Raw genomic sequence first — 25,345 nt, 5'->3', positions numbered from 1 at the left:
ATGTAGGGAACCGAGAGGAGGGCCACCGGGGATGAGCACGAAGGACTTCGTCGAGAAGGACTACTACAAGGTCCTCGGTGTCCCGAAGGACGCGACCGAGGCCGAGATCAAGAAGGCGTACCGGAAGCTCGCACGCGAGTTCCACCCGGACGCCAACAAGGGCGACGCCTCGGCCGAGGAGCGCTTCAAGGAGATTTCCGAGGCGAACGACATCCTCGGCGACGCCAAGAAGCGCAAGGAGTACGACGAGGCCCGCGCGCTGTTCGGGAACGGTGGCTTCCGCCCCGGTCCCGGCGGCGCCGGCGGCTCGTTCAACTTCGACCTCGGTGACCTCTTCGGAGGTCAGCAGCCACAGGGCGGTCCGGGCGGCGGCTTCGGCGGCGGCCTGGGCGACGTCTTCGGCGGCCTGTTCAACCGCGGCACCGGCCCGGGTCCGGGCACCCGTACCCAGCCGCGCCGCGGCCAGGACATCGAGTCCGAGGTCACGCTCTCCTTCACGGAGGCCGTGGACGGCGCGACCGTTCCGCTGCGGATGTCCTCGCAGTCGCCCTGCAAGGCGTGTTCCGGAACCGGCGACAAGAACGGCACCCCCCGGGTGTGCCCGACGTGCGTTGGCACCGGCCAGGTCTCGCGGGGCAGCGGCGGCGGGTTCTCGCTGACCGACCCCTGCGCGGACTGCAAGGGCCGCGGCCTCATCGCGGAGACCCCCTGCGACGTCTGCAAGGGCAGCGGGCGCGCCCGCAGTTCGCGGACCATGCAGGTCCGGATCCCGGCGGGCGTCTTCGACGGCCAGCGGATCCGGCTGCGCGGCAAGGGCGCCCCGGGCGAGCGCGGCGGTCCGGCGGGCGACCTCTACGTGGTGGTCCACGTCGACGGGCACCCGGTGTTCGGCCGCAAGGACGACAACCTCACGGTGACCGTCCCGGTGACCTTCGCGGAGGCCGCCCTCGGTGCCGAGATCAAGGTGCCGACCCTGAACGGTCCGGCGGTCACCCTGAAACTCCCCCCGGGCACGCCCGGCGGTCGTACGATGCGGGCTCGCGGCAAGGGCGCGGTCCGCAAGGACGGCACCCGTGGCGACCTCCTCGTCACGGTGGAGGTCACGGTCCCGACGGAGCTGTCCGACAAGGCCCGCGAGGCCCTGGAGATGTATCGCGACGCGACGGATCCCGAGGACCCGCGCGCCGCGCTGTTCGAGTCGGTGAAGGGAGCATGAGATGGACGGCCGCCGCAGGATCCATTACCAGCTGACCGACGACACCCCGGTCTACGTGATCTCGGTGGCCGCCCAGCTCTCGGGCCTGCATCCGCAGACCCTCCGCCAGTACGACCGTCTCGGCCTGGTCTCCCCGGACCGTACGGCCGGCCGCGGCCGGCGCTACTCGGCCCGGGACATCGAGCTCCTGCGCACCGTGCAGGCGCTGTCCCAGGACGAGGGCATCAATCTCGCCGGGATCAAGCGGATCATCGAACTGGAGAACCAGGTGGCCGCGCTCCAGCAGCGCGTCGCCGAACTGTCCTCGGCCGTGGACGGGGCGGCCGCCGCCCTCCAGGCCCGCGAGGCCCAGGTGCACGCCTCGTACCGGCGCGACCTGGTCCCGTACCAGGCTCCGCAGCCGGGCAGTGCCCTGGTCGTCTGGCGGCCCGGCCCCAAGCGCCCCCTGGACTGACCACCGGGCGCCGCCCGGCCCGCAGTGCGCGGAGGGCCCCTCCCGGAACGCTCCGGGAGGGGCCTTCCGCGCACTGCGGGGCATATGCCGGGCCCGTCGGCCCCTCTCGGGCCGGGAGCCCCTCCCCGGGCCGCTCAGGGCTCCGGCAGCGGCGGCGGTCCCGCCGAGTCGCGCAGGATGCCCGACCGGGCGATGAGGAAGCCCAGCTGGGCGCGGCTGCCGCTGCCCAGGGCGGTGGCCAACTTGGCGATGTGCGCGCGGCAGGTCCGTACGTTCATCCCCAGGCGCCGGGCGATGGCCTCGTCCACGTGCCCCTCGACCAGCAGCTGGGCGATGGAGCGCTGCACGCCCGAGATGCCGTCGGGCCGGTGGGTGTATGTAACTTCCTGGCTGAGCGGCACGGCGCGCCGCCACAACTGCTCGAAGACCTTGATGAGGTAGTCGACCAACCCGGGGTGGCGCAGCTCCAGTGCGACCCGACGGTCGTCGCTGACGGGGATGAACGCCACGGTGCGGTCGAACACGATCAGCCGCTCGATGAGTTCCTCGAGGGTGCGGATCTCGACCTTGCCCGTGGAGATGCGGTCCACGTAGGCGAGCGTGCCCTGGCTGTGCCGGGCGGTGTGCTGGTAGAGGGTCCGGATGCTGACGCCGCGGTCGATGAGCGGGGCGTCCCGTTCCAGGGCCTCGGTGAGGGCGTAGGACGGCCGGGCACCGCCGGGCTGGACCGTCAGCATCTCCGTGTGGCACTCGGCCGTCGCCAGGTCGAGGGCGGCGTTGATCTGGTCGAAGCCCTCCAGCACGGTGATGGCGTGCGTGTTGGCGGGGTTCTGCGCACTGATGGTGAGGAACGGCTCGAATGCATCGGTGAGGTCGATCGCGCTGCGCCGACGGTCCTGGATCTCCCGTTCGAGAGGATGCAGGCGCTGGGCGAGGGCGACCGCCGGGGGAACCGCGCGGAGCTGGTTCGCGTCATCCGGGTCGGGGCGCAGCAGAGCGAATTCGAGCAGGCAGGGGATGTTTTCCACCTCGCTACGAGGTACCCGGCCGGTGCTCAGAGCCGCCGCGTAAAGTCGAGCCCCCTCGTCGCACATGGATGTGACGGGGTGGGGATGTGTCGGGTTTGTGTCGTTTATGGGCAAATCTCCACCCCCCAGGGTCCTGAACATGCAAGAACATGATGCATCGTCCCTGTGGCCGTAACGTGCCTGAATGAGCCATGGTCTGACGTGCGGGGGAGAGGATTCCATCAAGTGAGGACGAAGCCGACCATGTACAAGAGAATGCTTCGCTCGGCGCTTGCCGTTGTTTTCTCCGCTGTTGCGGTATTTGGGGCAGTCAGCGCCGTCAATGGCGATGCGGGGAACGCACTGGCCAGTGACAGCGGCTGGAATATCGTGCCGAAGGGTAAGTCGGACAGCGGTTGGAACGTCGCGCCGGCCGACAGCGGCTGGAACGCCGCTCCCGCAGGTGAACCCGACAGCGGCTGGAACGACACACCCGCCGGCGAACCCGACAGCGGCTGGAACACCCGGCCCGCCGGAGAGCCGGACAGCGGCTGGAACATCGCGCCCGTGAAGGCGCTCTGATGACCCCCGACGACCGCGACTTCCGCCGCGAGATGGCCTCCGCCTACCGGTCCGGATGGCAGTTCATCGATCTCGCCACCGCCATTCCCCACTCCGGCGATTCGTTGATGGTCACCCTGTTCGGCCAGCCGATCGTCGTCGTGCGCGAGGAGGACGAGGACGTCCGTGCCTACCGCTGCCTGCGCCGCCCCCGGGGCGCACCGCAGCCCGTTCGCTGCGAAGTTCGGTACGGCATGGTCTTCGTCAATCTCGATCAGCGCGACCACCAGCTCTTCGAACCCGACATCACCGCCGCCACCCCCCGCAGTGCCTGACGCGATCCCCCCGTCGTTGCAGATCGCCCAGGCGCTTCCCCCACACAACGGCGCCATCGTGGACCTGACCACGATGGCGCCGTTGTGATGTCCGCGTCCAGTGGTTGAACCGGACAATCAGTTCGCCCCGTGGAAGTTCGTCCTCGTGGCCCGGGCCCGGCCCTTCGTGATGCCGGGCCCGCCCGGGGCCCGGCTCAGGCACGGCCCATGGCCCGGTCGAGGGTGATCTCCATGACGACCCGGTCGGGGTTGGGTGAGGGCGTCCTCCCGTAGCGCTCCGCGTAGCGCGCCACGGCGTCGGCCACCGACGCCTCGTCGGCGCGGATCACCGCCCGGCCCTCCAGGGTGGCCCAGCGCCGCCCCTCCATCTGGCACACCGCCACCCTCGCGGCCCCGTCGGGCGACGCCAGGATGTTGCGCACCTTCTTGCTGTGCCGGTTGCTGATCACCCGGGCCAGCCCCGCCGCCGGGTCGTACGTCACGCCCACCGGCACCACGTGCGGCGTCCCGTCGGGGCGGGGGGTGGTCAGGGTGCAGACGTGCCGCTCCCGCCAGAAGGCGAGGTACTCGGACGTCGGGTTGAGTACGTCATGGGACATGGGCCGAGAGTACGTGCGAAGCGTGCCGCGCTCAGCCTTGAGTGGAATAGACTCAACTTTGCAGACGCTGAATCTGTCAGAGTCACGTACCGGGTCACGCCCCGGACCACGCACCGTCATTCCCGTCGGAGAGGAGAAGCCGCACGTGGACGCAGAGCTGACCAACAAGAGCCGTGCCGCCCTGAACGCAGCCACCAGCAGGGCCGTCAAGGACGGCCACGCCGACCTGACCCCCGCCCACCTGCTGCTGGCGCTGCTCGCCGGCGAGGACAACGAGAACGTCACCGACCTGCTCGCCGCGACCGAGGCCGACCAGGCCGCGGTCCGCGCGGGTGCGGACCGCCTGCTCGCCGCCCTGCCCAGCGTCACGGGCTCCACGGTCGCGCCCCCGCAGCCCAGCCGCGACCTGCTCGCCGTACTCGCCGAGGCCGACGCCGAGGCCGGCCGGCTCGGGGACGAGTACCTCTCCACCGAACACCTCCTCATCGCCGTCGCCGCCAAGGGCGGACCGGCCGGTGAGGTCCTTTCCGCCCAGGGCGCGACCGCGAAGAAGCTGCTGTCCGCCTTCGAGAACGCACGAGGAGGACGGCGGGTGACCAGCCCCGACCCCGAGGGTCAGTACAAGGCCTTGGAGAAGTTCGGTACGGACTTCACGGCCGCGGCCCGCGAGGGCAAGCTCGACCCGGTCATCGGCCGCGACCACGAGATCCGGCGCGTCGTCCAGGTCCTGTCGCGCCGTACGAAGAACAACCCGGTGCTCATCGGCGAGCCCGGCGTCGGCAAGACCGCCGTCGTCGAGGGCCTCGCCCAGCGCATCGTCAAGGGCGACGTCCCCGAATCCCTGAAGAACAAGCGCCTGGTCTCCCTCGACCTGGGCGCGATGGTCGCCGGCGCCAAGTACCGCGGCGAGTTCGAGGAGCGCCTCAAGACCGTGCTCGCGGAGATCAAGTCGAGCGACGGTCAGATCATCACCTTCATCGACGAGCTGCACACCGTCGTCGGCGCGGGCGCCGGCGGCGACTCCGCCATGGACGCGGGCAACATGCTCAAGCCGATGCTGGCCCGCGGCGAACTGCGCATGGTCGGCGCGACCACGCTGGACGAGTACCGCGAGCGCATCGAGAAGGACCCGGCGCTGGAGCGCCGCTTCCAGCAGGTGCTGGTCGCCGAGCCCAGCGTCGAGGACACCATCGCGATCCTGCGCGGGCTCAAGGGTCGCTACGAGGCCCACCACAAGGTCGTCATCAACGACAGCGCCCTCGTCGCCGCGGCCACCCTCTCCGACCGGTACATCACCTCCCGCTTCCTCCCCGACAAGGCCATCGACCTCGTCGACGAGGCCGCGTCCCGGCTCCGCATGGAGATCGACTCCTCGCCCGTCGAGATCGACGAGCTCCAGCGCTCCGTGGACCGGCTCCGCATGGAGGAGCTGGCGCTGAAGAACGAGTCCGACGCCGCCTCCCGCGAACGCCTGGAGCGGCTGCGCAAGGACCTGGCCGACAAGGAGGAGGACCTGCGGGGCCTCACCGCCCGCTGGGAGAAGGAGAAGCAGTCCCTCAACCGGGTCGGCGAACTCAAGGAACGCCTGGACGACCTGCGCGGCCAGGCCGAGCGCGCCCAGCGCGACGGGGACTTCGACTCCGCCTCCCAGCTGCTCTACGGGGAGATCCCCGCGCTGGAGCGCGAGCTGGCCGAGGCCACCGAGGAGGAGGCCGCGTCCAAGGGCGGCGACGCCGCCAAGGACAGCATGGTCAAGGACGAGGTCGGCCCGGACGACATCGCCGACGTGGTCGGCGCCTGGACCGGCATCCCCGCCGGGCGGCTGCTGGAGGGCGAGACCCAGAAGCTGCTCCGCATGGAGGACGAGCTGGGCCGCCGCCTGATCGGCCAGCAGGAGGCCGTACGGGCCGTCTCCGACGCCGTGCGCCGCACCCGCGCCGGCATCGCCGACCCGGACCGCCCGACCGGCTCGTTCCTCTTCCTCGGCCCGACCGGCGTCGGCAAGACGGAGTTGGCCAAGGCCCTCGCCGACTTCCTCTTCGACGACGAGCGGGCCATGATCCGCATCGACATGTCGGAGTACGGCGAGAAGCACAGCGTGGCCCGCCTCGTCGGCGCCCCGCCCGGCTACGTCGGCTACGAGGAGGGCGGCCAGCTCACCGAGGCCGTCCGCCGCCGCCCGTACAGCGTCGTCCTGCTCGACGAGGTCGAGAAGGCGCACCCGGAGGTGTTCGACGTCCTGCTCCAGGTGCTGGACGACGGCCGCCTCACGGACGGCCAGGGCCGCACCGTGGACTTCCGCAACACCATCTTGATCCTCACCTCGAACCTGGGCAGCCAGTTCCTGACGGACCCGGCGACCTCGGCGGAGGACAAGAAGGCCCGCGTCCTGGACGTGGTCCGCGCCTCCTTCAAGCCGGAGTTCCTGAACCGGCTCGACGACCTGGTGGTCTTCTCCGCCCTCGGCAGGGACGAGCTGGCCCACATCGCCGAGCTCCAGATCGGCCGCCTCGCCCAGCGGCTCGCCGACCGCCGCCTGACCCTCGACATCACGCCGCAGGCCCTGGCCTGGCTCGCGGACAAGGGCAACGACCCCGCGTACGGCGCCAGGCCGCTGCGCCGCCTGATCCAGACCGCGATCGGGGACCGGCTGGCCAAGGAGATCCTGTCCGGCGAGGTCCGGGAGGGGGACACCGTACGCGTCGACGTCGCCGGGGAAGACCTGCTGGTCGGACGGGCCCTGTAAGGGGCGCAGGCGCTTACCCCGGTCCTACTCCTGTCCGCCCGGAGCGGATCGCGGGTGCAGGGGTGGACACGGGGTGGGCGCGATGGTGGAGGATGGCGGTATCCGCACGAAGGGAAGTACACGGTGAGCATCGACCCGGCCTCGATTCCGAACTTCGGAGGGCAGCAGCCCGATCCGCAGGCCACTGGACCGGCGGGCCCCGTCGTCCCCGACCAGGACCTGGTCAAGCAGCTCCTGGAGCAGATGGAGCTCAAGTACGTCGTCGACGACGAGGGTGACCTCGCGGCGCCGTGGGAGGACTTCCGCACGTACTTCATGTTCCGCGGCGAGGACGAGCAGCAGGTCTTCTCCGTGCGGACCTTCTACGACCGCCCCCACGCGATCGAGGACAAGCCGCAGCTGCTGGAGTCCATCGACGACTGGAACCGCCGCACCCTGTGGCCGAAGGTCTACAGCCACACCCACGACGACGGCTCGGTCCGCCTGATCGGTGAGGCGCAGATGCTGATCGGCACCGGCGTGAACCTGGAGCACTTCGTGTCCTCCACGGTCAGCTGGGTCCGCGCCTCCATCGAGTTCGACAAGTGGCTCATCGAGCAGCTCGGCCTGGAGAAGGAAGTCGACTCCGCCGAGGGCGACGAGAAGAAGGACGAGGGCGACGACAACTAGTCGTCCGACGCCGAACCACCCCGGCCACGCACCAGGTCACCCACGACCCGGTGCGTGGCCGGTCGCGCGCCCGGCCCCGTCCGCCGCCGCCCGCGCCGGCGTCAGCCCGTCAGCCGGCCCAGGCGGTGCACGGCCTCCTGGAGGACCTCCGCCTTCTTGCAGAAGGCCCAGCGGACCTGGGTGGCGCCCGCCGCGGTGTCGTCGTAGAAGACCTGGTTCGGGATGGCGACCACGCCGCAGCGGTCCGGCAGGGCGCGGCAGAAGGCCAGGCCGTCCTTCTCGCCCAGCGGGGAGACGTCCGTGGTGATGAAGTACGTGCCCTGCGGGCGGAAGACCTCGAAGCCGGCCGCCGCCAGGCCGTCCGCGAGGAGGTCGCGCTTGGCCGCGAGGTCCGCGCGGAAGGTGTCGTAGTACGAGTCCGGCAGGGCCAGGGCCTCCGCGATCGCGTACTGGAACGGCCCCGACGAGACGTACGTCAGGAACTGCTTCGCCGACCGCACCGCCGAGACCAGGGCCGGCGGGGCGGTGAGCCAGCCGACCTTCCAGCCGGTGAAGGAGAACGTCTTGCCGGCGGAGGAGATCGTCACCGTGCGCTCGCGCATGCCGGGCAGCGAGGCCAGGGGGATGTGCGAGCCCTCGAAGACCAGGTGCTCGTAGACCTCGTCGGTGACGACGAGGAGGTCCCGCTCCACGGCGAGCTCCGCGATCACGGTCAGCTCCTCGCGGGTGAGGACCGTGCCCGTCGGGTTGTGCGGGGTGTTCAGCAGGAGCAGCCGGGTGCGCGGGGTGATCGCGTCCCGCAGGGCGTCGAGGTCGGGGCGGAAGTGCGGGGCGCGCAGGGTGAGCGGGACGCGGACCGCCCCGGCCATCGCGATGCAGGCCGCGTACGAATCGTAGAACGGTTCGAGCGCGATGACCTCGTCACCCGGCTCCAGGAGGGCCAGGAGGGACGCCGCGATGGCTTCCGTGGCACCCGCCGTGACCAGCACCTCGGTGTCCGGGTCGTACGCCGTCCCGTAGAAGCGCCGCTGGTGCTCCGCGACGGCCGTACGGAGCTCCGGGACGCCCGGGCCGGGCGGGTACTGGTTGCCCCGGCCGTCGCGGACGGCCCGTACCGCCGCCTCGGCGATCTCGGCGGGGCCGTCGGTGTCGGGGAAGCCCTGGCCCAGGTTGATCGACCCGGTGCGGGCGGCCAGCGCCGACATCTCCGCGAAGATCGTGGTGCCGAAGGACGCCAGGCGCCGGTTGAGGAAGGGGCGGCTGCTGCTGCTCGCGGATGCGGTCATGGCGCCATCCTGCGGGGAAGCTCTGGAGTTGCTCAAGTGTGCTTTGGCGTGATCGGCCGGGGGGCATCCCCCCGTCACGCGGGACGAGGGGATCCCGCACCCCGGGGAACCGGGCTTCCGAGAGGAGGCGAGGACCGTGGTCCTGGTCTTTGTCCTGGTGGTGGTGTTCGTGGTGGCGGTCTGTGCCGTCGTGGGGATCATGGTCTCGAAGGCGAAGCGGGCATCGGCGTACCGCCGGCGCTCCGTGCGGTCGTCCTCGCGGTCCTCCTCGTACGGCCGGTCGGCCGGCAACCGGTCCGACAGCTGGTGGGCCGCCTCCGGCGGCACGGGCGTGGTTTCCTCGTGCGGCGGGTCCTCGTCCGACTCGGGTCCCTCCTGCGGGACCTCGACGTCCTCGTGCGGGTCGTCCTCCTCGTCGTCGTCCTCGTGTGGCGGATCGTCGTCCTCCTGCGGTGGCGGGGGCGGCTGCGGCTCCAGCTGATCCTTCGGGAAGGCCCGCCGACGAGTGTTGAAGCGGGCGCCCGTGGGGGACAACTTCCCTCGGGCGTCTACTTGTTCGGCCCGGCGTTACGGCGTACGGGCGGCATGCTGGTGAACACGTGAACTGAGTAGCCCCCGGGGGGATGTAAACCCCGTCAAGTTGGGTAAAACCGCTGTGAGTGCCGTGCCATTCATGATTCCCTCGGTTGTGTAGACCGGTCCTCGGACCTCCCTGGACTTCCTGTGGACCGTGCCGGTGTCCCCCCACCCGTTGACTACCGCTGGCGGGCTCCGGCCCATCTCCCTCGCGCGTTTGCGGAGCCGACTCATGCTCACGACCCTCCAGACCACCTATACCGACACGCGTGCCGCCGATCTCGCCTGGGCCCTGGGGCGGGACCGGCTGCCCGCCCTGGCCGTACTGAACCTCCAGCTCGCGGACGCGAAAGTGGAACTCCGCCTGCTCGGGGCCTCTCACCAGGTGCTCCTGGAGGAGGGGGAGGTGCTCTGTTCGGAGACCGTCGCCTGCATGCCCGGGAGCAGTACGCCGCTTCCGCTCGGCGTGGCCAAGCGCGTCGGCGACTGGGAGTACGAGTTCGCCGCACGCGTCGAGAACCTCTCGCGGGGCTCCTTCGCGGGCCGCGCCCAGGAGCTGCTCGCCCTCGTCGCCGATCACCCGAACGGGCTGGCCGGCACCTTCCCCGGCAGCCCCCACGCCTTCACCGCCATGCTGGCCCAGCGCTACGAGGGCCAGGTCCGGTGGCGGACCTGGCACGCCTATCCCCAGGAAGGGCAGCTCGTCGCCACGCGCACCCGGGTGGGCGTGCGCATGGGCGCGCCCGTCTAGGGCGTGCTCCGGGGGCGGATTGGGGCGCGGATCGGGCCGTGGTTACGCCAACTGGCGGGATTGAGGCGGTACTTACACCCATGTGGGTGACAGGGTGTGGGTGGGCGGTAACGTACGGTTCGCTTCATGATCGACCGATCCGCCCCCCGCGGGGTGCTCCCGGCGCCGGAGCCCCGGGGAGCGCAGAGCGCCCCGGCCGCCCTGCCCGTACAGCCACGGACCGGCCGTCTCCTCGTCCTGGCCACCGTCTTCGTCTGCGCCGCCTGCGGGCTCGTGTACGAACTGGAGCTGCTCGCCCTCGGCTCCTACCTGATCGGTGACTCGGTCACCCAGGCCTCCGTGGTGCTGTCCGTCATGGTCTTCGCCATGGGCGTCGGCTCCCTCCTCGCGAAACGGCTGCGCGGCCGGCCCGCCCTCGGCTTCGCGGCCATCGAGGCCGCGCTCGCCCTGCTCGGCGGGTTCTCCGCCATGGCCCTGTACGCGAGTTTCGCCTGGCTGGGCGAATCCCGGACCGCGCTCGTCGGCTTCTCCTTCGCCATCGGCGTCCTCATCGGCGCGGAGATCCCGCTGCTGATGGTGCTGATCCAGCGGATCCGCCGGCAGGACGCGGGCGGAGCGGTCGCCGACCTGTTCGCCGCCGACTACGTGGGCGCCCTCGTCGGCGGACTCGCCTTCCCGTTCCTGCTGCTGCCGATGCTCGGCCAGCTCAACGGCGTCATGCTCACCGGCACCGTCAACGCCCTCGCCGGCGGCGGGCTCGTCCTGTGGTTGTTCCGCCGGGACCTCAGCCCCCGCTGCCGCTGGCTGCTGATCGCCACCAACGCGGTCGTCCTCGCCGCGCTCGGCTCCGCGACCCTGCTCGCCGACGACTTCGAACGGCTCGCCCGCCGCGCCGTCTACGGCGGCGAGGTCCGGGTCGCCGTCCGGACCGAGGTGCAGGAACTGGTGCTGACGGGCCCGGCCGGCGGATCCCCGCGCTCCCTCGACCTGTACCTCGACGGCCGGCTGCGGGTCAGCGGCTACGACGAGTACCGCTATCACGAAGCCCTGGTCCACCCCGCGATGACCGGCCCGCACGCCCGCGTCCTGGTCCTCGGCGGCGGCGACGGGCTGGCCGCCCGCGAGGTGCTGCGCTACCCGGACGTCGCCTCCGTCACCGTCGTCGAGCTCGACCCCGGGGTCGTCCGGCTGGCCCGCACCGACCCGATGCTCTCCGCGCTCAACGAGCGGGCCTTCGAGGACCCCCGCCTCGGTGTCGTCACGCAGGACGCCTTCCGCTGGCTGCGGGGTCCCGCCGCCCGGGACCGGTTCGACGTCATCGTCTCCGACCTGCCCGACCCCGGCATCACCCCGAGCACGAAGCTGTACTCGCAGGAGTTCTACGGGCTCGCCGCGCGGGCCCTGAACCCCGGCGGGCGGATCTCCGTCCACGCGGGGGCCCTCACCGCCCGGGCCCGTACGTACTGGACCGTCGACACCACCCTGCGCGCCGCCGGACTGCACACCACCCCCTACAGCACCGGCGGCCGGCTCTCCGGGTTCGCCGCCGGACCCGACCGGACGCTCGGCGGCAGCGGGGCGCCGCCGCAGGACTGGGGCTTCGTCCTCGCCTCCCGCGAACGGACGCCCGAGCTGCGGGTCGACCGGGACACGCCAGCGCTGCGCGCGGTGTCCACGCGTGCCCTGCAGGACGCGGCCCGGGACGCCGCCCGGACCCGGATCCACGGCCTGCCGCCCTCCACGCTGCCCTCCCCGCGCTACTCCTGAGCTGCGGCGACTGTCGTGTCCGTGTGCACCGGCGGCTCTCCTCGGTAGGCTCGGCCGCATGGAGCATCAGGTGTTCGTTCCGGTCCCCGCGGAAGACCTCCGTGCCGTGCTGCGCGATCCGGCCCGCGTGGCGCGCTGCGTGCCCGGGCTCCAGCAGGACGCCGACGCCGCCGCCGGGCCGACGGCCGGGCGGCTCAAGGTGCGGGTCGGCGGGCACACCGTGACCTACCGGGGCGCCCTGATCGTCGCCGAGGGCGGACCGGACCGGTTCACCGTCGAGGGTGCGGGCACCGAGGTACGGGGCCACGGCACCGTCACCCTCTCGCTCGGGCTGACGCTGGTCCCGGACGGGGGCGGGACCCGCCTGGAGTTCACCGGCGGGGCCACCGCCGACGGGCGGGCCGCCGCCTTCGCACCGGAAGCCACCGCGGTCGCCGGCCGGCGCCTGCTGGACCGGGCGGGCGCGAACCTGGCGGCGGAGGCCGTCGCCGAGGCCGAGGCCGTCGGGGTGGGCGCCGCGGCGGGCGACGCGGCCCCCGACGTCGACCCGCACGATCCCGTCGCCGAGGCGGAGGAGGCCGCCGACGCCGCGGGGGCCGGGGGCGCGGGTGACGCCTCCGACGCCGGGCCGGCCGACGCGGTCAGCGCCTCGCTGTTCGACTCCGAGGTGCCGGCGCCGTCCGTCGACCCCTTCCTGGAGGGCGACTTCGCCGAGGCGACCGGCTCCGCCGCGGCCGCCCGCCCGCCGGCCGAAGCCGCCCACGCCCGTCGCACGATGATCGGCCGGAGTGCCGAGGAGGTGGACCACGCGCCGCCGCGCGGCCGGTACGCCCCGGTCCCGGCGCCCTCCACCGTCGCCGCGGCCGGCGGCCTGCGCTGGGTCGCCCCGGCCGCCGCCCTCGCCATCGCCTCGGCCGTCGTGGTCGGAAGGGCGTTGCGCCGTCGTCGCTGACTCGCCGTAGGGTCGCCGTATGAGCACGCAACTGAGCGCCGGCGGCGCCGACATCACCATCGATCAGGAGAACGGCTGCCGGATCAGCAGTCTGCGCGTCGACGGGACGGAGCTCCTGCGGCAGGGGCCGCACTTCGGCGCCTTCCCGATGGTCCCCTGGTGCGGGCGCACCGCGGACGGACGGTTCCGGGACGGCGCGACCGTCCACCAGCTGCCCCTGAACCACCCGCCGCACGCCATCCACGGCCTCGGCCGTGACACCTCCTGGCGTCCGGCCGGGGTGTCCGACACCCGCGCCGCGTTCGCCTTCGACCTCGTCGACCCCTGGCCGTACGCCGGCCGGGTGACCCAGATCTTCGAGCTGTCCGAGGACGCCCTGACCCTGACCCTGGGCGTGGAGACCTACGAGAACTCCTTCCCGGCGCAGGCCGGCTGGCACCCCTGGTTCAACCGGACCCTGACCGCCGGCGGCCCCGAGGCGCAGATCGCCTTCGACCCGGCCTGGCAGGAGGAGCGCGGCGAGGACCACCTCCCCACCGGCCGCCGCATCGACCCCCTCCCCGGTCCCTGGGACGACTGCTTCGGCATGCCCCACGGCGTGGACGTCACCCTGACCTGGCCCGGGCAGCTGGAGCTCAAGGTCGCCAGTCGGGCCGAATGGGTGGTCGTCTACGACGAGCAGCCCGAGGCCGTCTGCGTCGAGCCCCAGTCCGGCCCGCCGAACGGGCTGAACACGCTTCCGCACCTGGTCACGCCCGTCGACCCGCTGGAGGTGTCCAGCACCTGGACGTGGCGGCGCCTGGCATAGCCCGTACGGGCCGCGGCGTGCGGGGCGGTCGCGGGCCGGTCGCGGGGGCCGGTCGCGGGCCGGTGCGGGCCGGTCGTGCGGGGGGCGCCCGGGGCGCAATTAAGCTCGGGGCATGACTGACGTACGCGATGCGCTTCTGCAGCAGATCAAGGACAAGGCCGTCGTGCACGGCAAGGTGACCCTCTCCTCCGGCAAGGAGGCCGACTACTACATCGACCTCCGCCGGATCACCCTCGACGGCCAGGCGGCCCCGCTGGTCGGGCAGGTCATGCTCGACCTCACCGCCGAGCTCGACTTCGACTGCGTCGGCGGTCTGACCCTGGGCGCCGACCCGGTGGCGACCTCGATGTTGCACGCCTCCGCCGCGCGCGGACAGCGCCTGGACGCCTTCGTCGTCCGCAAGGCGCAGAAGGCCCACGGCATGCAGCGTCGCATCGAGGGCACCGACGTCAAGGGCCGGCGCTGCCTGGTGGTCGAGGACACCTCGACCACCGGCGGGTCCCCGCTGACCGCCGTCGAGGCCGTCCGCGAGGCCGGCGGTGAGGTCGTCGCCGTCGCCACCATCGTGGATCGCGGTGCCGCGGACGCCATCGCCGAGGCGGGCCTGGCCTACCTCACCGGTTACCGCCTCGGGGACCTCGGCCTCGGCTGAGCCGCCCCCGGGCATCTCGCATCGTGGTCGGGACCGGCTCGGAACAACTGGTGACGAAGGTCCTCGGAAGTCCCGGTTCCGGTCCTGACCTGCTGTTTTGTGAAATGACGCGGTGTTTCACGTGAAACACCGCGTCAGGCTCACCCCTCCCGGGGTGACCGGAGGGGTGGAGTGTCGCGCCGAGTCTGGAAAGATAGGCGCGACGATGACGTCGCCCCCAGGTCAGGGCCCGCAATAAGCACACTCCCCGCACATCCAAGGAGCGGACAGATGCCCATCGCAACCCCCGAGGTCTACAACGAGATGCTCGACCGGGCGAAGGCAGGCAAGTTCGCCTACCCGGCCATCAATGTCACCTCGACCCAGACCCTGCACGCTGCCCTGCGCGGCTTCGCGGAGGCCGAGAGCGACGGCATCATCCAGATCTCCACCGGTGGTGCGGAGTTCCTGGGTGGCCAGTACAACAAGGACATGGTCACGGGCGCCGTCGCCCTGGCGGAGTTCGCGCACGTCGTCGCCGCCAAGTACGACATCACGGTGGCGCTGCACACCGACCACTGCCCGAAGGACAAGCTGGACGGCTACGTACGTCCGCTCCTGGAGGTCTCCGCCGAGCGCGTGGCCCGCGGCCTCAACCCGCTCTTCCAGTCGCACATGTGGGACGGCTCCGCCGAGACCCTGGCCGACAACCTGGCCATCGGCCAGGAGCTGCTCGCCAAGGCCGCCGCCGCGAAGATCATCCTTGAGGTCGAGATCACCCCGACCGGCGGCGAGGAGGACGGCGTCAGCCACGAGATCAACGACGAGCTGTACACCACCGTCGATGACGCGCTGCGCACCGCCGAGGCCCTGGGTCTGGGCGAGAAGGGCCGCTACCTGCTGGCCGCGTCCTTCGGCAACGTGCACGGCGTCTACAAGCCGGGCAACGTCGTCCTGCACCCCGAGCTCCTCAAGGACCTCCAGGCCGGTGTCGGCGAGAAGTACGGCAAGCCCTCGCCGTTCGACTTCGTCTTCCACGGCGGTTCGGGCTCCACGGCCGAGGAGATCGCCACCGCGCTGGAGAACGGCGTCGTGAAGATGAACCTCGACACCGACACCCAGTACGCGTTCACCCGGCCGGTCGCCGACCACATGTTCCGCAACTACGACGGTGTGCTGAAGGTCGACGGCGAGGTCGGCACCAAGTCGACCTACGACCCGCGCACCTGGGGCAAGCTGGCCGAGGCCGGTATGGCCAAGCGCGTCACCGCGGCCTGCGCCGACCTGCGCTCCACCGGTACGAAGCTGAAGTAGTAGCAGCACCTGAGACCTGAAGGGGTCCGCCGGTCCGTCTCGGACCGGCGGACCCTTTCGCGTGCGGTCGTGCGGTCGTGCGGTCGTGCGGTCGTGCCTGAGTGCGTGCGTGCGTGGTCCTCGGGCGGGCCGGCGTGCGTGCGGTCGGGGCGGGCCGCGGGGGCGCGGGGGAGCCTTCCTGCGGGCCCGGGGGCCGCGAGGTCGCTACGGCGGTGGACGGCGGCCCCGTGATGGTGTGAAATCTACTCAGAGAAACGTACCCGTGGTTATGTAAATCCATCGGGGCAGGAGAGGCGACACGACATATGAGGACAGAGCGACCCCAGGTGAAGCAGGATCGGGCGGTGCGCACGCGTCAGGCGATCCTGGAGGCGGCGGCCGTGGTCTTCGACGAGCAGGGCTACGACGCGGCCAAGTTGTCGGACATCGTCAACATCGCCCGGGTCACCAAGGGCGCGCTGTACTTCCACTTCGACTCCAAGGAAGGCCTGGCCCAGGCCGTCATCGACGCGCAGAACGAGCAGCGGCCGACGGTCCTTCCGCAGGAGTACAAGGCCCAGGAGTTCCTGGACGTGGGCATGGTGTTCTCCCACCGGCTGCGGCACGAGGTGTTGATGCGCGCGAGCGCGCGGCTCACCCTGGACCAGGCGGCGGGCCGCAACCTCGACAAGGCGGCCCCCTACTACGCCTGGATCGACCAGCACGTCCGCGTGCTGGAGGAGGCGAAGCGGCGCGGCGAGCTGCTGCCGAACGTCGACCCGTTGGTGCCCTCGCGGATGATCGTGGGCTCGTTCGCGGGACTGAACACCATGTCGCACACCCTGGGCCTGGACCTGGAGGAGCAGGTCTCCGAGCTCTACACGTACGTGATGCCCAGCATCGTGGTGCCCGCCGTGGCGATCCGGCTGGACACCGCTCCCCGCCGGGGCGCGCGGGCGCTCTACGGTCCCCAGGGGGTGCACGCGTGCGGTCACGGTTGCCCGGGCGGTCTGCCGGCGGAGCCGTCGGAAACGGTGGAACCGGCAGGGGTGGCGGGGGAGCGGGTCCCCGCCTAGCAGCGGCCCGTGGGCGCATACCTCTGCTGGTTCCCGCATAGCCCTTCCCTGAAAGATCCTTCCGGGTATTATTTTTTCTGCTCGCCTGCCCAGGGAGAACACTGTGGACATTGAGGTACTCGGAGAGCCGCGGGTCATCGAGAACGGTGTGCCCGTCACGGCCCCCACGCCGGAGTCCCGGCACGTGCTGGCGGTTCTCGCCGCTTGGCCCGACCGTGTCGTGCCCGCCGCCGTCCTCGCGGACGAGCTGGCCGTCCACACCCGCCCCGAGCACGCCCGCGCTGTCCTGCACACCGCCGTACGCCGCCTGCGCGAGCGCTTCGCGCGGTCGCTCGGGGCCGGTTCGGTACGTACTCCCGAGTCGGTGCTCTCCACCCGGCCCGGCGGGTATCTTCTCGACACCGGTGGCGGTCGCTCCGACGTCCGGGAGTTCGCCCGCGAATCCGGCGCCGGCTACCGCGCCATGGGGCGCGGCGACTTCGAACAGGCGGCCCTGCGGTTGCGCCGCGCCCTCGCCCTGTGGACCGGCCCCGCCCTGGACGGCATCGACGCCGGGACCTGGCTCGGCGCCCGCATCGAGGTCCTCGACGCCGACCGGCTCGCCGTGCTCGGCCAGTGGGTCGAAGCGGAACTCGCCCTCGGCCGGTACCGCGAACTGCGCCTGGAGCTCGCCGGTCTGCGCGGTCGAGCCGGCCCGGGCGGCAGGACGGCCCCGCACCCCGACTGCCCCTACCTGGAGGCGCTGCGCATCGCGGAGGAACGCGTCGAGGCGATCCGTGCGGCCTGCACGACGCCCCGACTGACCCTGGCGGGCGCCGTCCGGTGCTGACGCGCCGTCGCGCCCCGACGGGCGTCGACCGCGCCCTGCTTGACCCCTCGTCGCACGGAACCTAGGTTCGGAGCGCGGGACATACGGGCTGGTCGGACGGGGGCGACGGATGCGCGGGGACGACGGCGGGGCACCAGGGGCGCTGGCCGTACTGGAACTGCTCGCGGCGGACGCCCCGGAGGGCCGGTACGAGGCCCTGCTGGAGGACGCCCGCTGCGCCGACGCCGGGGCGGAACACCTCGCCGGCCTCGCCAGGGCGGTGGAGCTGGCCCGTTCCGTACGTGCGGACGCGATCCGCGCCAAGCAGCGCGAGGCCGCCCTCACCGCCCTCGTGGACACCGCGCACGACCTGACCTCCCCGTACGACCTCGACGGGCTGCTGCGCCTGATCACCCGTCGGGCCCGGCGGCTCCTCGGCTTCGACATGGCCTGGCTGTCGCTGTCGCGCCCGGACGGATCGGCGTACGTGCGCACCTCCGAGGGCGAGACCACCGCCCTGAACGTGGGGCTCGAACTGGGCACCGGGCACGGGCTGGGCAGCATCGCCCAGGACCGCCGGTCGCCGGTGTGGACCGCCGACTACCTGGCCGATCCCGCCATCGTGCACGCCCCCGGCATCGACTCCGCCGTGGAGGCGGAGGGGCTGCGCGCCATCATCGCCGTCCCCCTGCGGCGCGGGAGCTCCACGCTGGGCGCGCTCTACGGATCCGACCGCGCCGTACGGCAGTTCACCCCCGACGAGATCGGCGTGCTGCTCTCCCTCGCGGACCTGGCCGCCGTCGCCATCGAGAAGGCCCGGCTGCTGGAGCAGACCCGCGACGAGGTCACCGAGCTGGAGGCGTTCGGCTCGCGCACCAACACCGCCCTCACCCGGGTCCGGCACCTGTGGGAGTGTCACGCCCGGCTGGCCGGGCTGGTGCTGGACGGGGCCGGCCTGGCCACCCTCGCCCGGGCCACCGCCGACGCGCTCGACGGGGTGCTCCAGGTACGGGACCCCGGTGGCAGGCCGTTGACGGCCACCGGCGAACTGCCGGACCTGGACGAGGAGTCGGTGGCCAAGGGCGCCCTCCAGGCGCAGATCGACCGGCGGCCCGTCCGGTTGCCGGGCGAGCTGTGGCTCGCCCCCGTCCTCGCGGGCGCCGAGGACCTCGGGGTGCTGCTGCTGAGCGCGTCGGCGCCGCTCGCCGAGGAGGACGTACGGCTGCTCCAACTGGCCGCGCAGTCGGTGGCCTCGCTGATGCTGATCCAGCGGGGCACGGCCGCCGCCGAGGGGCCCGTCCACGACGAACTGCTCGCCGACCTGCTGGAACGGCCGCACTCCGTCGACCTGCACCTGCTGGAGCGCACCCGCCGGCTCGGCATCGACCTCGACCGGCCCCACGTCGTCGTCGTGGCCCGGCCCGAGGGCGGGGAACTCGGCAAGGCCGTCGCCTGGGCGTCCTCGTACGCCTACCGGATGGGCGGGCTCAAGGGCGTGCGCCGGGGCTGCATCGTGCTCGTCCTGCCGGGCGACGACGCCTCAGCCGCCGCGCACCGGGCTTCGGGCGAACTGTCACCGCTCCTCGGGCACGCCGTGTCCACCGGTGCGGCCGGCCCCACCGGGGGGCCGGGCGAGGTGGCCCGGGTGTACGCGGAGGCCGTGCGCTGTCTGGACGCGCTGACCGCCCTCGACGGGGCGGGCGGCACCGCCTCGCTGCGCGAACTCGGCTTCCTCGGGCTGCTGCTGTCCGCCGACCACGACGTGGAGTCCTTCATCGCGTCGACGATCGGGCCCGTCCTGGAGTACGACACCGACCGCATGACGTGCCTCACCGGCACCCTCGACGCGTACTTCGCCTCCGGCGGCAGCCCCACGCACGCGGCCGAGGCGCTGCACGTGCACCCCAACACGGTGTCCCGGCGGCTGGAACGCATCGCCGAACTCCTCGGCCCGCAATGGCATAAGCCCGGCCGGGCGCTGGAGATCCAGATGGCCCTGCGCCTGCGCAAGGCCCGTACGGTCCTGCACGACCGCCGCACGGCGGGCGCCCGGCCGGAGTAGCGAACCCGGGCCTCCCGGCGCCCCGGCCGTCGGTGACGGGCGGGGCGCCGGGGGCCGGAGGGTCCTCACGGCGTCGGGCCGTGCTCCGTTCCCGTCCCCGACAGCGCGCGGGCCGCGTGGGCGACCGACGCCAGCGTGACGTGCCGGTGCCAGCCGGGCAGGGCCCGCCCGGCGAAGTCGCGCAGGCCCACCTCCTGGCCACCGTGCTCGGCGGCGAAGCCCACGCGCAGGCCCTGCTTGGTCAGCCGCAGCAGCGGGCCCACGGGGAGCCGTACGAGGTCGGTCACCCACACCTGCGCCGGAGCGCGCCGTGGATCGGTCCACTCGCCGACCAGCAGCAGGTGCCGGCGTCGGGCCGGCGACGGGTCGGGCATCATCACCCGCACCGCGACGGCCAGCGTGCCGCGGTGCCGGCCGCCCGGATGCCCCGGATCGGGATCGGTCCACTCCACCGGGGTGGACAGCCCCTTCACCGACTGCAGGATCTCGCGCGCGCTGCGCACCCCGGCCCCGTACCCCGGCAGGGTCGGATCCGTGACGAGCAGCGGCGTCGACGCCGCCGCCCGCGCGATGACCGGGAGCCCCGCCTCGGCGAAGCGGTTCATCGTCGAGCGGGTGCCGATCTGACGGATGTCGAGCACCACCGGGCGGGGGCCGCTCCCGCTGCGCCGCACCGCCTCGATGACGGCCGTCGCGGCGCACTGCTCGTACGCGGCTTGCGCGGCGTGCTCGTCGAGGGCGCCCTGTGGTCCCTCGGCGTCGGGCAGGAACATCCGCCAGCCGACCGGCGTCACCAGGCCGGCCGACGCGAACCAGGTGCCGAAGGCCTGCTGCCCGCGAAACATCTGCCCCTGGTGGGGGTCGAACCGGTGCGCCGCGCCCACCGAACGGTCGCCGCCCTTCGGGATGGCCATCGGCTGGGCCACCCAAGCGGTCAGCGGGGTCGTCGCCTCCAGAAAGCCCGAGAGGGAGGCGCGCAGGGGCTCCCAGTCCCAGGTGGAACTGGAGATGAAGTGGTGCATGCTCTGTTCCGCGGCAGGGCCCCCGACCTGCCCGGCGATGCCGCGCATCGACTTGCGGCCCCGCAGGGCGAGCAGCCCCCGGACGTACTGCCGTCCCTTCTCCCGCTGGTCCTTGCGGCGCAGCGAGGCCAGGACGACGGAACAGAGGTCCTCGGCCGCCTCGTGGACGGGGTCCCGGCGTACGGGGATCAGGGTGGTGCTGGTGCTGGTGCTGGTGCTGGTGCTGGTGGCGGCGGTGGCCGTGCCCGTTCGCGTTGTCGTGCCCGTCGTCGTGCCTGTTCCTGTCCTCGTTCCCGTTCCCGTTCCCGTTCCTGTCCCCGTTCCTGTCCCCGTTCCCGTTCCCGTGGTCCGGCCCGTCACCGTGGCCGGGCCGGTTCCCGGCGCCACGGCGGTCCTACTCATGATCGCTTTCACGACATGCCCCCTAGCGTGCATTGACTGCACCCCCACCGTCCGTCGCGGACCCCGTGCGCGGGGAGGTGCGCCGGGCACCGCACTTGACCGGAACGTGGTGGGGGCCCCACCACCCGCTCCTCCTCGCCGCACGACTTGACGGACTGCCGGAACGGACGTGGTGGCTCGCCGGAGCATCCGGCACGGTCCTGTACGAGGGGTCCTGGTCCGGCCCCACGCACCGCGGTGCCGGGGCCTGCCCCCCGGCACCGCACCCGCGCCCGGCGGCGGCGGCGCGAGCGCGTGCGCGGCGCGATCACGGGGAGGGTGGGCGGCGGGGTGGTGCAGTTCGGCGTGTACTCCATCGGCGATGTCGCGCCCGACCCGCTCACCGGCCGCACGCCCACCGAGCACGAGCGGATCAAGACGATGACGACCATCGCCGTCCGGGCCGAGCAGGCCGGCCTCGACGTCTTCGCCACCGGCGAGCACCACAACCCGCCCCACGTGCCGTCCTCGCCGCCGACGCTGCTCGCGTACGTCGCCGCCCGCACCGAGCGGCTGCTCCTCTCCACCGCCACCACGCTCGTCACCACCAACGACCCCGTCCGCATCGCGGAGGAGTTCGCGCTGCTCCAGCACCTGGCGGACGGCCGCGTGGACCTGACGCTGGGGCGCGGCAACGTCCCCAACGTCTACCCGTGGTTCGGCCAGGACCTCCGCCAGGGCGTCGCGCTCGCCCGCGAGAACTACGCCCTGCTGCACCGGCTGTGGCGGGAGGAGGACATCGACTGGAGGGGCCGTTCCCGCGCCCGCCTCGACGGCTTCACCTCCGTTCCCCGCCCGCTGGACGGCGTACCGCCCTTCGTGTGGCACGCGTCGGTGCGCTCGCCGGAGGGCGCGGAGCAGGCCGCGTCCTACGGGGACGGGTTCTTCGTCGACAACCTCCGCGCCCCCGTCGGGCACTACGCGCGGCTGGTGGAGCTGTACCGCGCCCGGTACGCCGAGCACGGGCACGGCGCCGCCGAGCAGGCCGTCGTCGGCCTCGGCGGGCAGGTCTTCGTACGGGCCCGGTCGCAGGACGCGGTGCGCGAGTTCCGCCCGTACTTCGACGGCTCGCCCGCGCGTGGTGCCCGGGAGTCCCTGGAGGAGTGCGCGGCGCGGACCCCGCTGGCGGTCGGGAGCCCGGACGAGGTCATCGAGAAGATCCTCACCTTCCGGGAGGCGTACGGGGACTACCAGCGCCAGCTCTTCCTCGTGGACCACGCCGGGCTGCCGCGGGAGACGGTGCTGGAGCAGATCGACCTGCTGGGGGAACGGATCGTCCCGGTCCTGCGCCGGGAGCTGGCCTCGGTCCGGCCCCCGACCTGGCTGCCGGGGCCGCGCCACCCCGCGGTCGCTGGAGGCGCGGGCACCGGTACGGGCACGGGTACGCGGGCGATGGCGATGGCGGGCCCCGGGGCGCCGCCGGTCGGGCACGGCCGGCCCGTCGCGGCGGGCCATCGGCCACACTGATCCCATGTCGATTCACCAGAACCTGCTCGGGGGCCCCGCCCCCACCCACCTGCCCGACGAGCCCGCGCCGCGAGAGGCCCTCGCCGCCGGCACCGACCCGGCCGAGGTGGCCGCCGCGTACCCCACGTCCTCCCTCGCCTGGGCCACCCTCGCCGACCGGGCCTTCGCCGCCGGAAACACGGTCGAGTCCTACGCGTACGCCCGTACGGGCTACCACCGCGGGCTGGACTCCCTGCGCCGCGCGGGCTGGAAGGGCCACGGCCCGGTGCCGTGGGAGCACGAGCCGAACCGCGGGTTCCTGCGCGCCCTGAACGCCCTGGCCCGGGCCGCCGGCGCGATCGGCGAGAAGGAGGAGTACGAGCGCTGCTCGACCTTCCTGCGGGATTCCTCGGAGACCGCCGCGGACACGCTCGCATAACTGCGCGCCGAGTGCCCTAGAGGGGTTCCGGATCCCCTGTTTATGATGCGAGGCAGGGGACCGGGGCTCCACTTACCTCACGGAAGGAGCGGACCGCTACCCGGAAGCACGTGTCGAGGAGACAGAAATGTCGCACGCCCTTGATGCCTCCGGAGCCGGTTCGGACACCCCGAACCTCGACTTCGCCGGCACGACCCCCTACGAGGACTACGTCCAGGCGGACGTCCTCACCCACCTCCAGCACCTCCGCTCGGACGACCCCGGCGAGATGGTCTTCCTGGTCACGACCCAGGTCATGGAGCTGTGGTTCACGGTCATCGTCCACGAGTGGGAGACCGCGGCCCGCGCCCTGCGCGAGGACGACATCCCCGTCGCGATGGACGCGCTGAAACGATCCCTCCGCGAGCTGGAGGCCCTCAACGCCTCCTGGCGCCCCCTCGCCCAGCTCACCCCGGGCCAGTTCAACTCGTACCGGTCCGCCCTCGGCGAGGGCTCCGGTTTCCAGTCCGCGATGTACCGGCGGATGGAGTTCCTGCTCGGCGACAAGTCCGCGTCGATGCTGGTCCCGCACCGCGGCGCGCCGCGCGTCCACGGCGAACTGGAGAAGGCCCTCCACGAACCCGGCCTCTACGACGAGACCCTGCGCCTGCTCGCCCGCCGCGGCCTGCCGGTCCCGCAGCAGGTCCTGGACCGGGACCTGACGGCGCGCTACGAGCCGTCGCCCGAGGTCGAGGCCGTCTGGACGGCCCTGTACGCCGAGCCCGCCGGCGAGCACGGCGACCTGCACCGCCTCGGCGAGGTGCTGACGGACGTCGCCGAGCTGGTCTGGCGCTGGCGCAACGACCACCTGGTGGCGACCCGGCGCGCGATGGGCGCGAAGACGGGCACGGGCGGCTCGGCCGGGGTGGCCTGGCTGGAGAAGCGCGCGACGAAGAACGTGTTCCCCGAGCTCTGGACGGCGCGCAGCCATGTCTGACACGCGACCGATATCCGGCGGGGTGCGCGGGACCGACTCCGCCTCGGACTCCCACGTCGACGTCGACGCCGCCCCGGCGCCGCACCCGGCCGAGGCCGGGCTCCGGGCCCGCGCCGCGGCACTCGACGCCGCCGACGGGCTCGGCAAGCTCCGCGAGCGGTTCGCCCTCCCCGACGGCGTCGTCTACCTCGACGGCAACTCCCTCGGCGCCCTCCCGGCCGGCGTCCCCGACGCCGTGAGCGACGTCGTACGCCGCCAGTGGGGCGAGCTCCTCATCCGCTCCTGGGACGAGAGCGGCTGGTGGACCGCCCCGGAGCGGATTGGCGACCGCATCGCCCCGCTGATCGGCGCCGGCCCCGGACAGGTCACCGTCGGCGACTCCACCAGCGTCAACCTCTTCAAGGCGCTCGTCGGCGCCGCCCGACTGGCCGCGCCCGGCCGGACCCGGATGCTCGTCGACGCCGCGACCTTCCCGACGGACGGCTACATCGCCGCTTCCGCCGCGCGGATGACCGGCCTCGAAGTCGTCGCCGTGGACCCCGCCGAGGCCGCCTCGGAGATGACCTCCGACACCGCGCTGGTGCTGCTCAACCACGTCGACTACCGCACCGGCCGGCTCCACGACCTGCCCGCCCTCACCGCGGCCGCGCACGCGGCGGGCGCGCTGGTCGTCTGGGACCTGTGCCACTCGGCGGGCGCCCTGCCCGTCGACCTCGACGCGCACGCCGTCGACCTCGCGGTCGGCTGCACGTACAAGTACCTCAACGGAGGGCCCGGCGCCCCGGCCTACATCTACGTGGCCGCACGCCACCAGGAGTCCTTCGACTCCCCGCTGCCCGGCTGGAACGGGCACGCGGACCCCTTCGCGATGACCCCGGCCTACGAGCCCGCCCCGGGCGCGACCCGCGCGCGGGTCGGCACGCCGGACATCCTGTCGATGCTCGCGCTGGAAGCGGCCCTCGACGTCTGGGAGGGCGTGGACGTCGACGACGTCCGCGCCAAGTCCCTCGCGCTGGGCGACTTCTTCCTCGAATGCGTCGCCGCGTACGTCCCCGAGGGCCGCGTCGAGTCGGTCACCCCGGCCGGGCACGCGGAGCGCGGCAGCCAGGTCTCGCTGCGCACGGAGAACGCCCGCGGGGTCATGGCGGAGCTCATCGCGCGGGGCGTCGTCGGGGACTTCCGGACCCCCGACGTCCTGCGCTTCGGCTTCACCCCGCTCTACGTCGGCTTCGCCGACGCCGAGCGGGCGGCGCGGACCCTGGGCCACACGCTCGGCCCCGCACTGGGTCACGTTTTCGGGTGACGCGGTAGCGAAACGTCACAGCAGTCGGGGGGGGGGGGGCCCCGCCCCCCCCCCCCCCCCCCCGCGGGCCCCCGCCCCCCCGCGGGGGGGGGGCGCCCGCCACCGTACCCCCCAGCCCGCA

23 protein-coding genes are annotated in these 25,345 nt (G+C 72.7%); 19 read left to right on the top strand and 4 right to left on the bottom strand.

Features of this window, described 5'->3' with window-relative positions; all coding sequences use genetic code 11:
* The first annotated feature begins 31 nt into the window (after positions 1-31).
* Both dnaJ and ACFY0I_RS06150 read left to right on the top strand, forming a co-directional pair.
* Positions 32-1,216 carry a molecular chaperone DnaJ gene (gene dnaJ / locus ACFY0I_RS06155; protein WP_388890879.1) on the top strand — a complete coding sequence of 395 codons (1,185 nt, stop codon included), beginning with the start codon at positions 32-34 and terminating at the stop codon, positions 1,214-1,216.
* A 1-nt stretch (position 1,217) separates the two neighbouring features.
* Complete coding sequence (locus tag ACFY0I_RS06150; protein ID WP_388890876.1) at positions 1,218-1,670, top strand: heat shock protein transcriptional repressor HspR; 453 nt, start codon at positions 1,218-1,220, stop codon at positions 1,668-1,670.
* Between the two features lie 134 nt (positions 1,671-1,804).
* Here the strand turns inward: ACFY0I_RS06150 and ACFY0I_RS06145 are convergent, their stop codons facing one another.
* Positions 1,805-2,839 (bottom strand): helix-turn-helix transcriptional regulator, encoded by a 1,035-nt coding sequence (locus tag ACFY0I_RS06145; protein ID WP_281208136.1) that lies wholly within the window; start codon positions 2,837-2,839, stop codon positions 1,805-1,807.
* Between the two features lie 102 nt (positions 2,840-2,941).
* Between ACFY0I_RS06145 and ACFY0I_RS06140 the strand changes: the two genes are divergently transcribed.
* Both ACFY0I_RS06140 and ACFY0I_RS06135 read left to right on the top strand, forming a co-directional pair.
* Entirely contained in the window at positions 2,942-3,259 is a 318-nt protein-coding gene (locus ACFY0I_RS06140) for a hypothetical protein (protein ID WP_388890873.1), read from the top strand.
* Positions 3,259-3,573 (top strand): (2Fe-2S)-binding protein, encoded by a 315-nt coding sequence (locus ACFY0I_RS06135; RefSeq protein WP_388890870.1) that lies wholly within the window; start codon positions 3,259-3,261, stop codon positions 3,571-3,573. Before ACFY0I_RS06140 ends, ACFY0I_RS06135 begins: the two co-directional genes overlap by 1 nt.
* Before the next feature lie 194 nt (positions 3,574-3,767).
* On the opposite strand, the gene ACFY0I_RS06130 is transcribed toward ACFY0I_RS06135, so the two are convergent.
* A complete protein-coding gene (locus ACFY0I_RS06130) occupies positions 3,768-4,172 on the bottom strand; it encodes a pyridoxamine 5'-phosphate oxidase family protein (RefSeq protein ID WP_388890868.1) in 405 nt (134 codons plus the stop codon).
* Between the two features lie 145 nt (positions 4,173-4,317).
* On the opposite strand from ACFY0I_RS06130, the gene clpB reads away from it, so the two are divergent.
* Positions 4,318-6,918 carry an ATP-dependent chaperone ClpB gene (gene clpB / locus ACFY0I_RS06125; RefSeq protein WP_388890865.1) on the top strand — a complete coding sequence of 867 codons (2,601 nt, stop codon included), beginning with the start codon at positions 4,318-4,320 and terminating at the stop codon, positions 6,916-6,918.
* Positions 6,919-7,041: 123 nt separating this feature from the next.
* On the top strand, positions 7,042-7,587 hold the full coding sequence (locus ACFY0I_RS06120) for a YbjN domain-containing protein (protein WP_388890863.1): 546 nt from the start codon (positions 7,042-7,044) through the stop codon (positions 7,585-7,587).
* Between the two features lie 101 nt (positions 7,588-7,688).
* Here the strand turns inward: ACFY0I_RS06120 and ACFY0I_RS06115 are convergent, their stop codons facing one another.
* The gene (locus ACFY0I_RS06115) at positions 7,689-8,873 is read right to left on the bottom strand and encodes a pyridoxal phosphate-dependent aminotransferase (protein WP_388891789.1); all 1,185 of its coding nucleotides are present in this window, start codon (positions 8,871-8,873) and stop codon (positions 7,689-7,691) included.
* A gap of 808 nt (positions 8,874-9,681) precedes the next feature.
* Here ACFY0I_RS06115 and ACFY0I_RS06110 point away from each other — a divergent pair.
* The 9 genes from ACFY0I_RS06110 (at position 9,682) to ACFY0I_RS06070 (ending at position 19,597) form a co-directional block, all read left to right on the top strand.
* Positions 9,682-10,200, top strand: a complete 519-nt coding sequence (locus ACFY0I_RS06110; protein WP_281208144.1) for a DUF2617 family protein — start codon at positions 9,682-9,684, stop codon at positions 10,198-10,200.
* Positions 10,201-10,326: 126 nt separating this feature from the next.
* Positions 10,327-11,967, top strand: coding sequence for a polyamine aminopropyltransferase (locus ACFY0I_RS06105; RefSeq protein WP_388890860.1), 1,641 nt, complete (start codon positions 10,327-10,329; stop codon positions 11,965-11,967).
* A gap of 58 nt (positions 11,968-12,025) precedes the next feature.
* On the top strand, positions 12,026-12,919 hold the full coding sequence (locus ACFY0I_RS06100; protein WP_388890857.1) for an SRPBCC family protein: 894 nt from the start codon (positions 12,026-12,028) through the stop codon (positions 12,917-12,919).
* A 19-nt stretch (positions 12,920-12,938) separates the two neighbouring features.
* Complete coding sequence (locus tag ACFY0I_RS06095; protein ID WP_388890855.1) at positions 12,939-13,727, top strand: aldose 1-epimerase; 789 nt, start codon at positions 12,939-12,941, stop codon at positions 13,725-13,727.
* A 112-nt stretch (positions 13,728-13,839) separates the two neighbouring features.
* A complete protein-coding gene (pyrE, locus tag ACFY0I_RS06090) occupies positions 13,840-14,379 on the top strand; it encodes an orotate phosphoribosyltransferase (RefSeq protein ID WP_388890852.1) in 540 nt (179 codons plus the stop codon).
* A 270-nt stretch (positions 14,380-14,649) separates the two neighbouring features.
* Entirely contained in the window at positions 14,650-15,672 is a 1,023-nt protein-coding gene (fbaA, locus tag ACFY0I_RS06085; protein WP_388890850.1) for a class II fructose-bisphosphate aldolase, read from the top strand.
* Between the two features lie 344 nt (positions 15,673-16,016).
* Positions 16,017-16,727: a ScbR family autoregulator-binding transcription factor gene (locus ACFY0I_RS06080; RefSeq protein WP_388890848.1), complete on the top strand. Its 711-nt coding sequence runs from the start codon at positions 16,017-16,019 to the stop codon at positions 16,725-16,727.
* Positions 16,728-16,830: 103 nt separating this feature from the next.
* Positions 16,831-17,556, top strand: a complete 726-nt coding sequence (locus ACFY0I_RS06075; protein WP_388890846.1) for a BTAD domain-containing putative transcriptional regulator — start codon at positions 16,831-16,833, stop codon at positions 17,554-17,556.
* A 109-nt stretch (positions 17,557-17,665) separates the two neighbouring features.
* Complete coding sequence (locus tag ACFY0I_RS06070; RefSeq protein WP_388890843.1) at positions 17,666-19,597, top strand: helix-turn-helix domain-containing protein; 1,932 nt, start codon at positions 17,666-17,668, stop codon at positions 19,595-19,597.
* A 65-nt stretch (positions 19,598-19,662) separates the two neighbouring features.
* On the opposite strand, the gene ACFY0I_RS06065 is transcribed toward ACFY0I_RS06070, so the two are convergent.
* The gene (locus ACFY0I_RS06065) at positions 19,663-21,021 is read right to left on the bottom strand and encodes an IS701 family transposase (RefSeq protein WP_388890841.1); all 1,359 of its coding nucleotides are present in this window, start codon (positions 21,019-21,021) and stop codon (positions 19,663-19,665) included.
* Positions 21,022-21,354: 333 nt separating this feature from the next.
* On the opposite strand from ACFY0I_RS06065, the gene ACFY0I_RS06060 reads away from it, so the two are divergent.
* The 4 genes from ACFY0I_RS06060 (at position 21,355) to kynU (ending at position 25,224) form a co-directional block, all read left to right on the top strand.
* Positions 21,355-22,527: a CE1758 family FMN-dependent luciferase-like monooxygenase gene (locus ACFY0I_RS06060; RefSeq protein WP_388891787.1), complete on the top strand. Its 1,173-nt coding sequence runs from the start codon at positions 21,355-21,357 to the stop codon at positions 22,525-22,527.
* A 4-nt stretch (positions 22,528-22,531) separates the two neighbouring features.
* On the top strand, positions 22,532-22,945 hold the full coding sequence (locus ACFY0I_RS06055; protein WP_281208154.1) for a DUF3151 domain-containing protein: 414 nt from the start codon (positions 22,532-22,534) through the stop codon (positions 22,943-22,945).
* Positions 22,946-23,072: 127 nt separating this feature from the next.
* Positions 23,073-23,921 (top strand): tryptophan 2,3-dioxygenase family protein, encoded by an 849-nt coding sequence (locus ACFY0I_RS06050; protein WP_388890839.1) that lies wholly within the window; start codon positions 23,073-23,075, stop codon positions 23,919-23,921.
* On the top strand, positions 23,914-25,224 hold the full coding sequence (gene kynU, locus ACFY0I_RS06045) for a kynureninase (protein ID WP_388890836.1): 1,311 nt from the start codon (positions 23,914-23,916) through the stop codon (positions 25,222-25,224). The genes ACFY0I_RS06050 and kynU overlap by 8 nt, the downstream gene beginning before the upstream one ends.
* The last annotated feature ends 121 nt before the right edge of the window (positions 25,225-25,345 follow it).

This window comes from Streptomyces sp. NPDC001568, assembly GCF_042893755.1.
Taxonomy (GTDB): domain Bacteria; phylum Actinomycetota; class Actinomycetes; order Streptomycetales; family Streptomycetaceae; genus Streptomyces.
Note: the sequence above shows the minus strand (reverse complement) of the source record. Positions and strands in the feature narration are given on the sequence as shown.

Excerpts from the sequence above, each read along its gene's own strand:
- dnaJ (WP_388890879.1), top strand. The coding sequence starts at position 32 with ATGAGCACGAAGGACTTCGTCGAGAAGGACTACTACAAGGTCCTCGGT.
- ACFY0I_RS06150 (WP_388890876.1), top strand. The coding sequence starts at position 1,218 with ATGGACGGCCGCCGCAGGATCCATTACCAGCTGACCGACGACACCCCG.
- ACFY0I_RS06145 (WP_281208136.1), bottom strand. The coding sequence starts at position 2,839 with ATGTTCAGGACCCTGGGGGGTGGAGATTTGCCCATAAACGACACAAAC.
- ACFY0I_RS06140 (WP_388890873.1), top strand. The coding sequence starts at position 2,942 with ATGTACAAGAGAATGCTTCGCTCGGCGCTTGCCGTTGTTTTCTCCGCT.
- ACFY0I_RS06135 (WP_388890870.1), top strand. The coding sequence starts at position 3,259 with ATGACCCCCGACGACCGCGACTTCCGCCGCGAGATGGCCTCCGCCTAC.
- ACFY0I_RS06130 (WP_388890868.1), bottom strand. The coding sequence starts at position 4,172 with ATGTCCCATGACGTACTCAACCCGACGTCCGAGTACCTCGCCTTCTGG.
- ACFY0I_RS06115 (WP_388891789.1), bottom strand. The coding sequence starts at position 8,873 with ATGACCGCATCCGCGAGCAGCAGCAGCCGCCCCTTCCTCAACCGGCGC.
- ACFY0I_RS06110 (WP_281208144.1), top strand. The coding sequence starts at position 9,682 with ATGCTCACGACCCTCCAGACCACCTATACCGACACGCGTGCCGCCGAT.
- ACFY0I_RS06105 (WP_388890860.1), top strand. The coding sequence starts at position 10,327 with ATGATCGACCGATCCGCCCCCCGCGGGGTGCTCCCGGCGCCGGAGCCC.
- ACFY0I_RS06100 (WP_388890857.1), top strand. The coding sequence starts at position 12,026 with ATGGAGCATCAGGTGTTCGTTCCGGTCCCCGCGGAAGACCTCCGTGCC.
- ACFY0I_RS06095 (WP_388890855.1), top strand. The coding sequence starts at position 12,939 with ATGAGCACGCAACTGAGCGCCGGCGGCGCCGACATCACCATCGATCAG.
- pyrE (WP_388890852.1), top strand. The coding sequence starts at position 13,840 with ATGACTGACGTACGCGATGCGCTTCTGCAGCAGATCAAGGACAAGGCC.
- fbaA (WP_388890850.1), top strand. The coding sequence starts at position 14,650 with ATGCCCATCGCAACCCCCGAGGTCTACAACGAGATGCTCGACCGGGCG.
- ACFY0I_RS06070 (WP_388890843.1), top strand. The coding sequence starts at position 17,666 with ATGCGCGGGGACGACGGCGGGGCACCAGGGGCGCTGGCCGTACTGGAA.
- ACFY0I_RS06065 (WP_388890841.1), bottom strand. The coding sequence starts at position 21,021 with ATGAGTAGGACCGCCGTGGCGCCGGGAACCGGCCCGGCCACGGTGACG.
- ACFY0I_RS06055 (WP_281208154.1), top strand. The coding sequence starts at position 22,532 with ATGTCGATTCACCAGAACCTGCTCGGGGGCCCCGCCCCCACCCACCTG.
- ACFY0I_RS06050 (WP_388890839.1), top strand. The coding sequence starts at position 23,073 with ATGTCGCACGCCCTTGATGCCTCCGGAGCCGGTTCGGACACCCCGAAC.
- kynU (WP_388890836.1), top strand. The coding sequence starts at position 23,914 with ATGTCTGACACGCGACCGATATCCGGCGGGGTGCGCGGGACCGACTCC.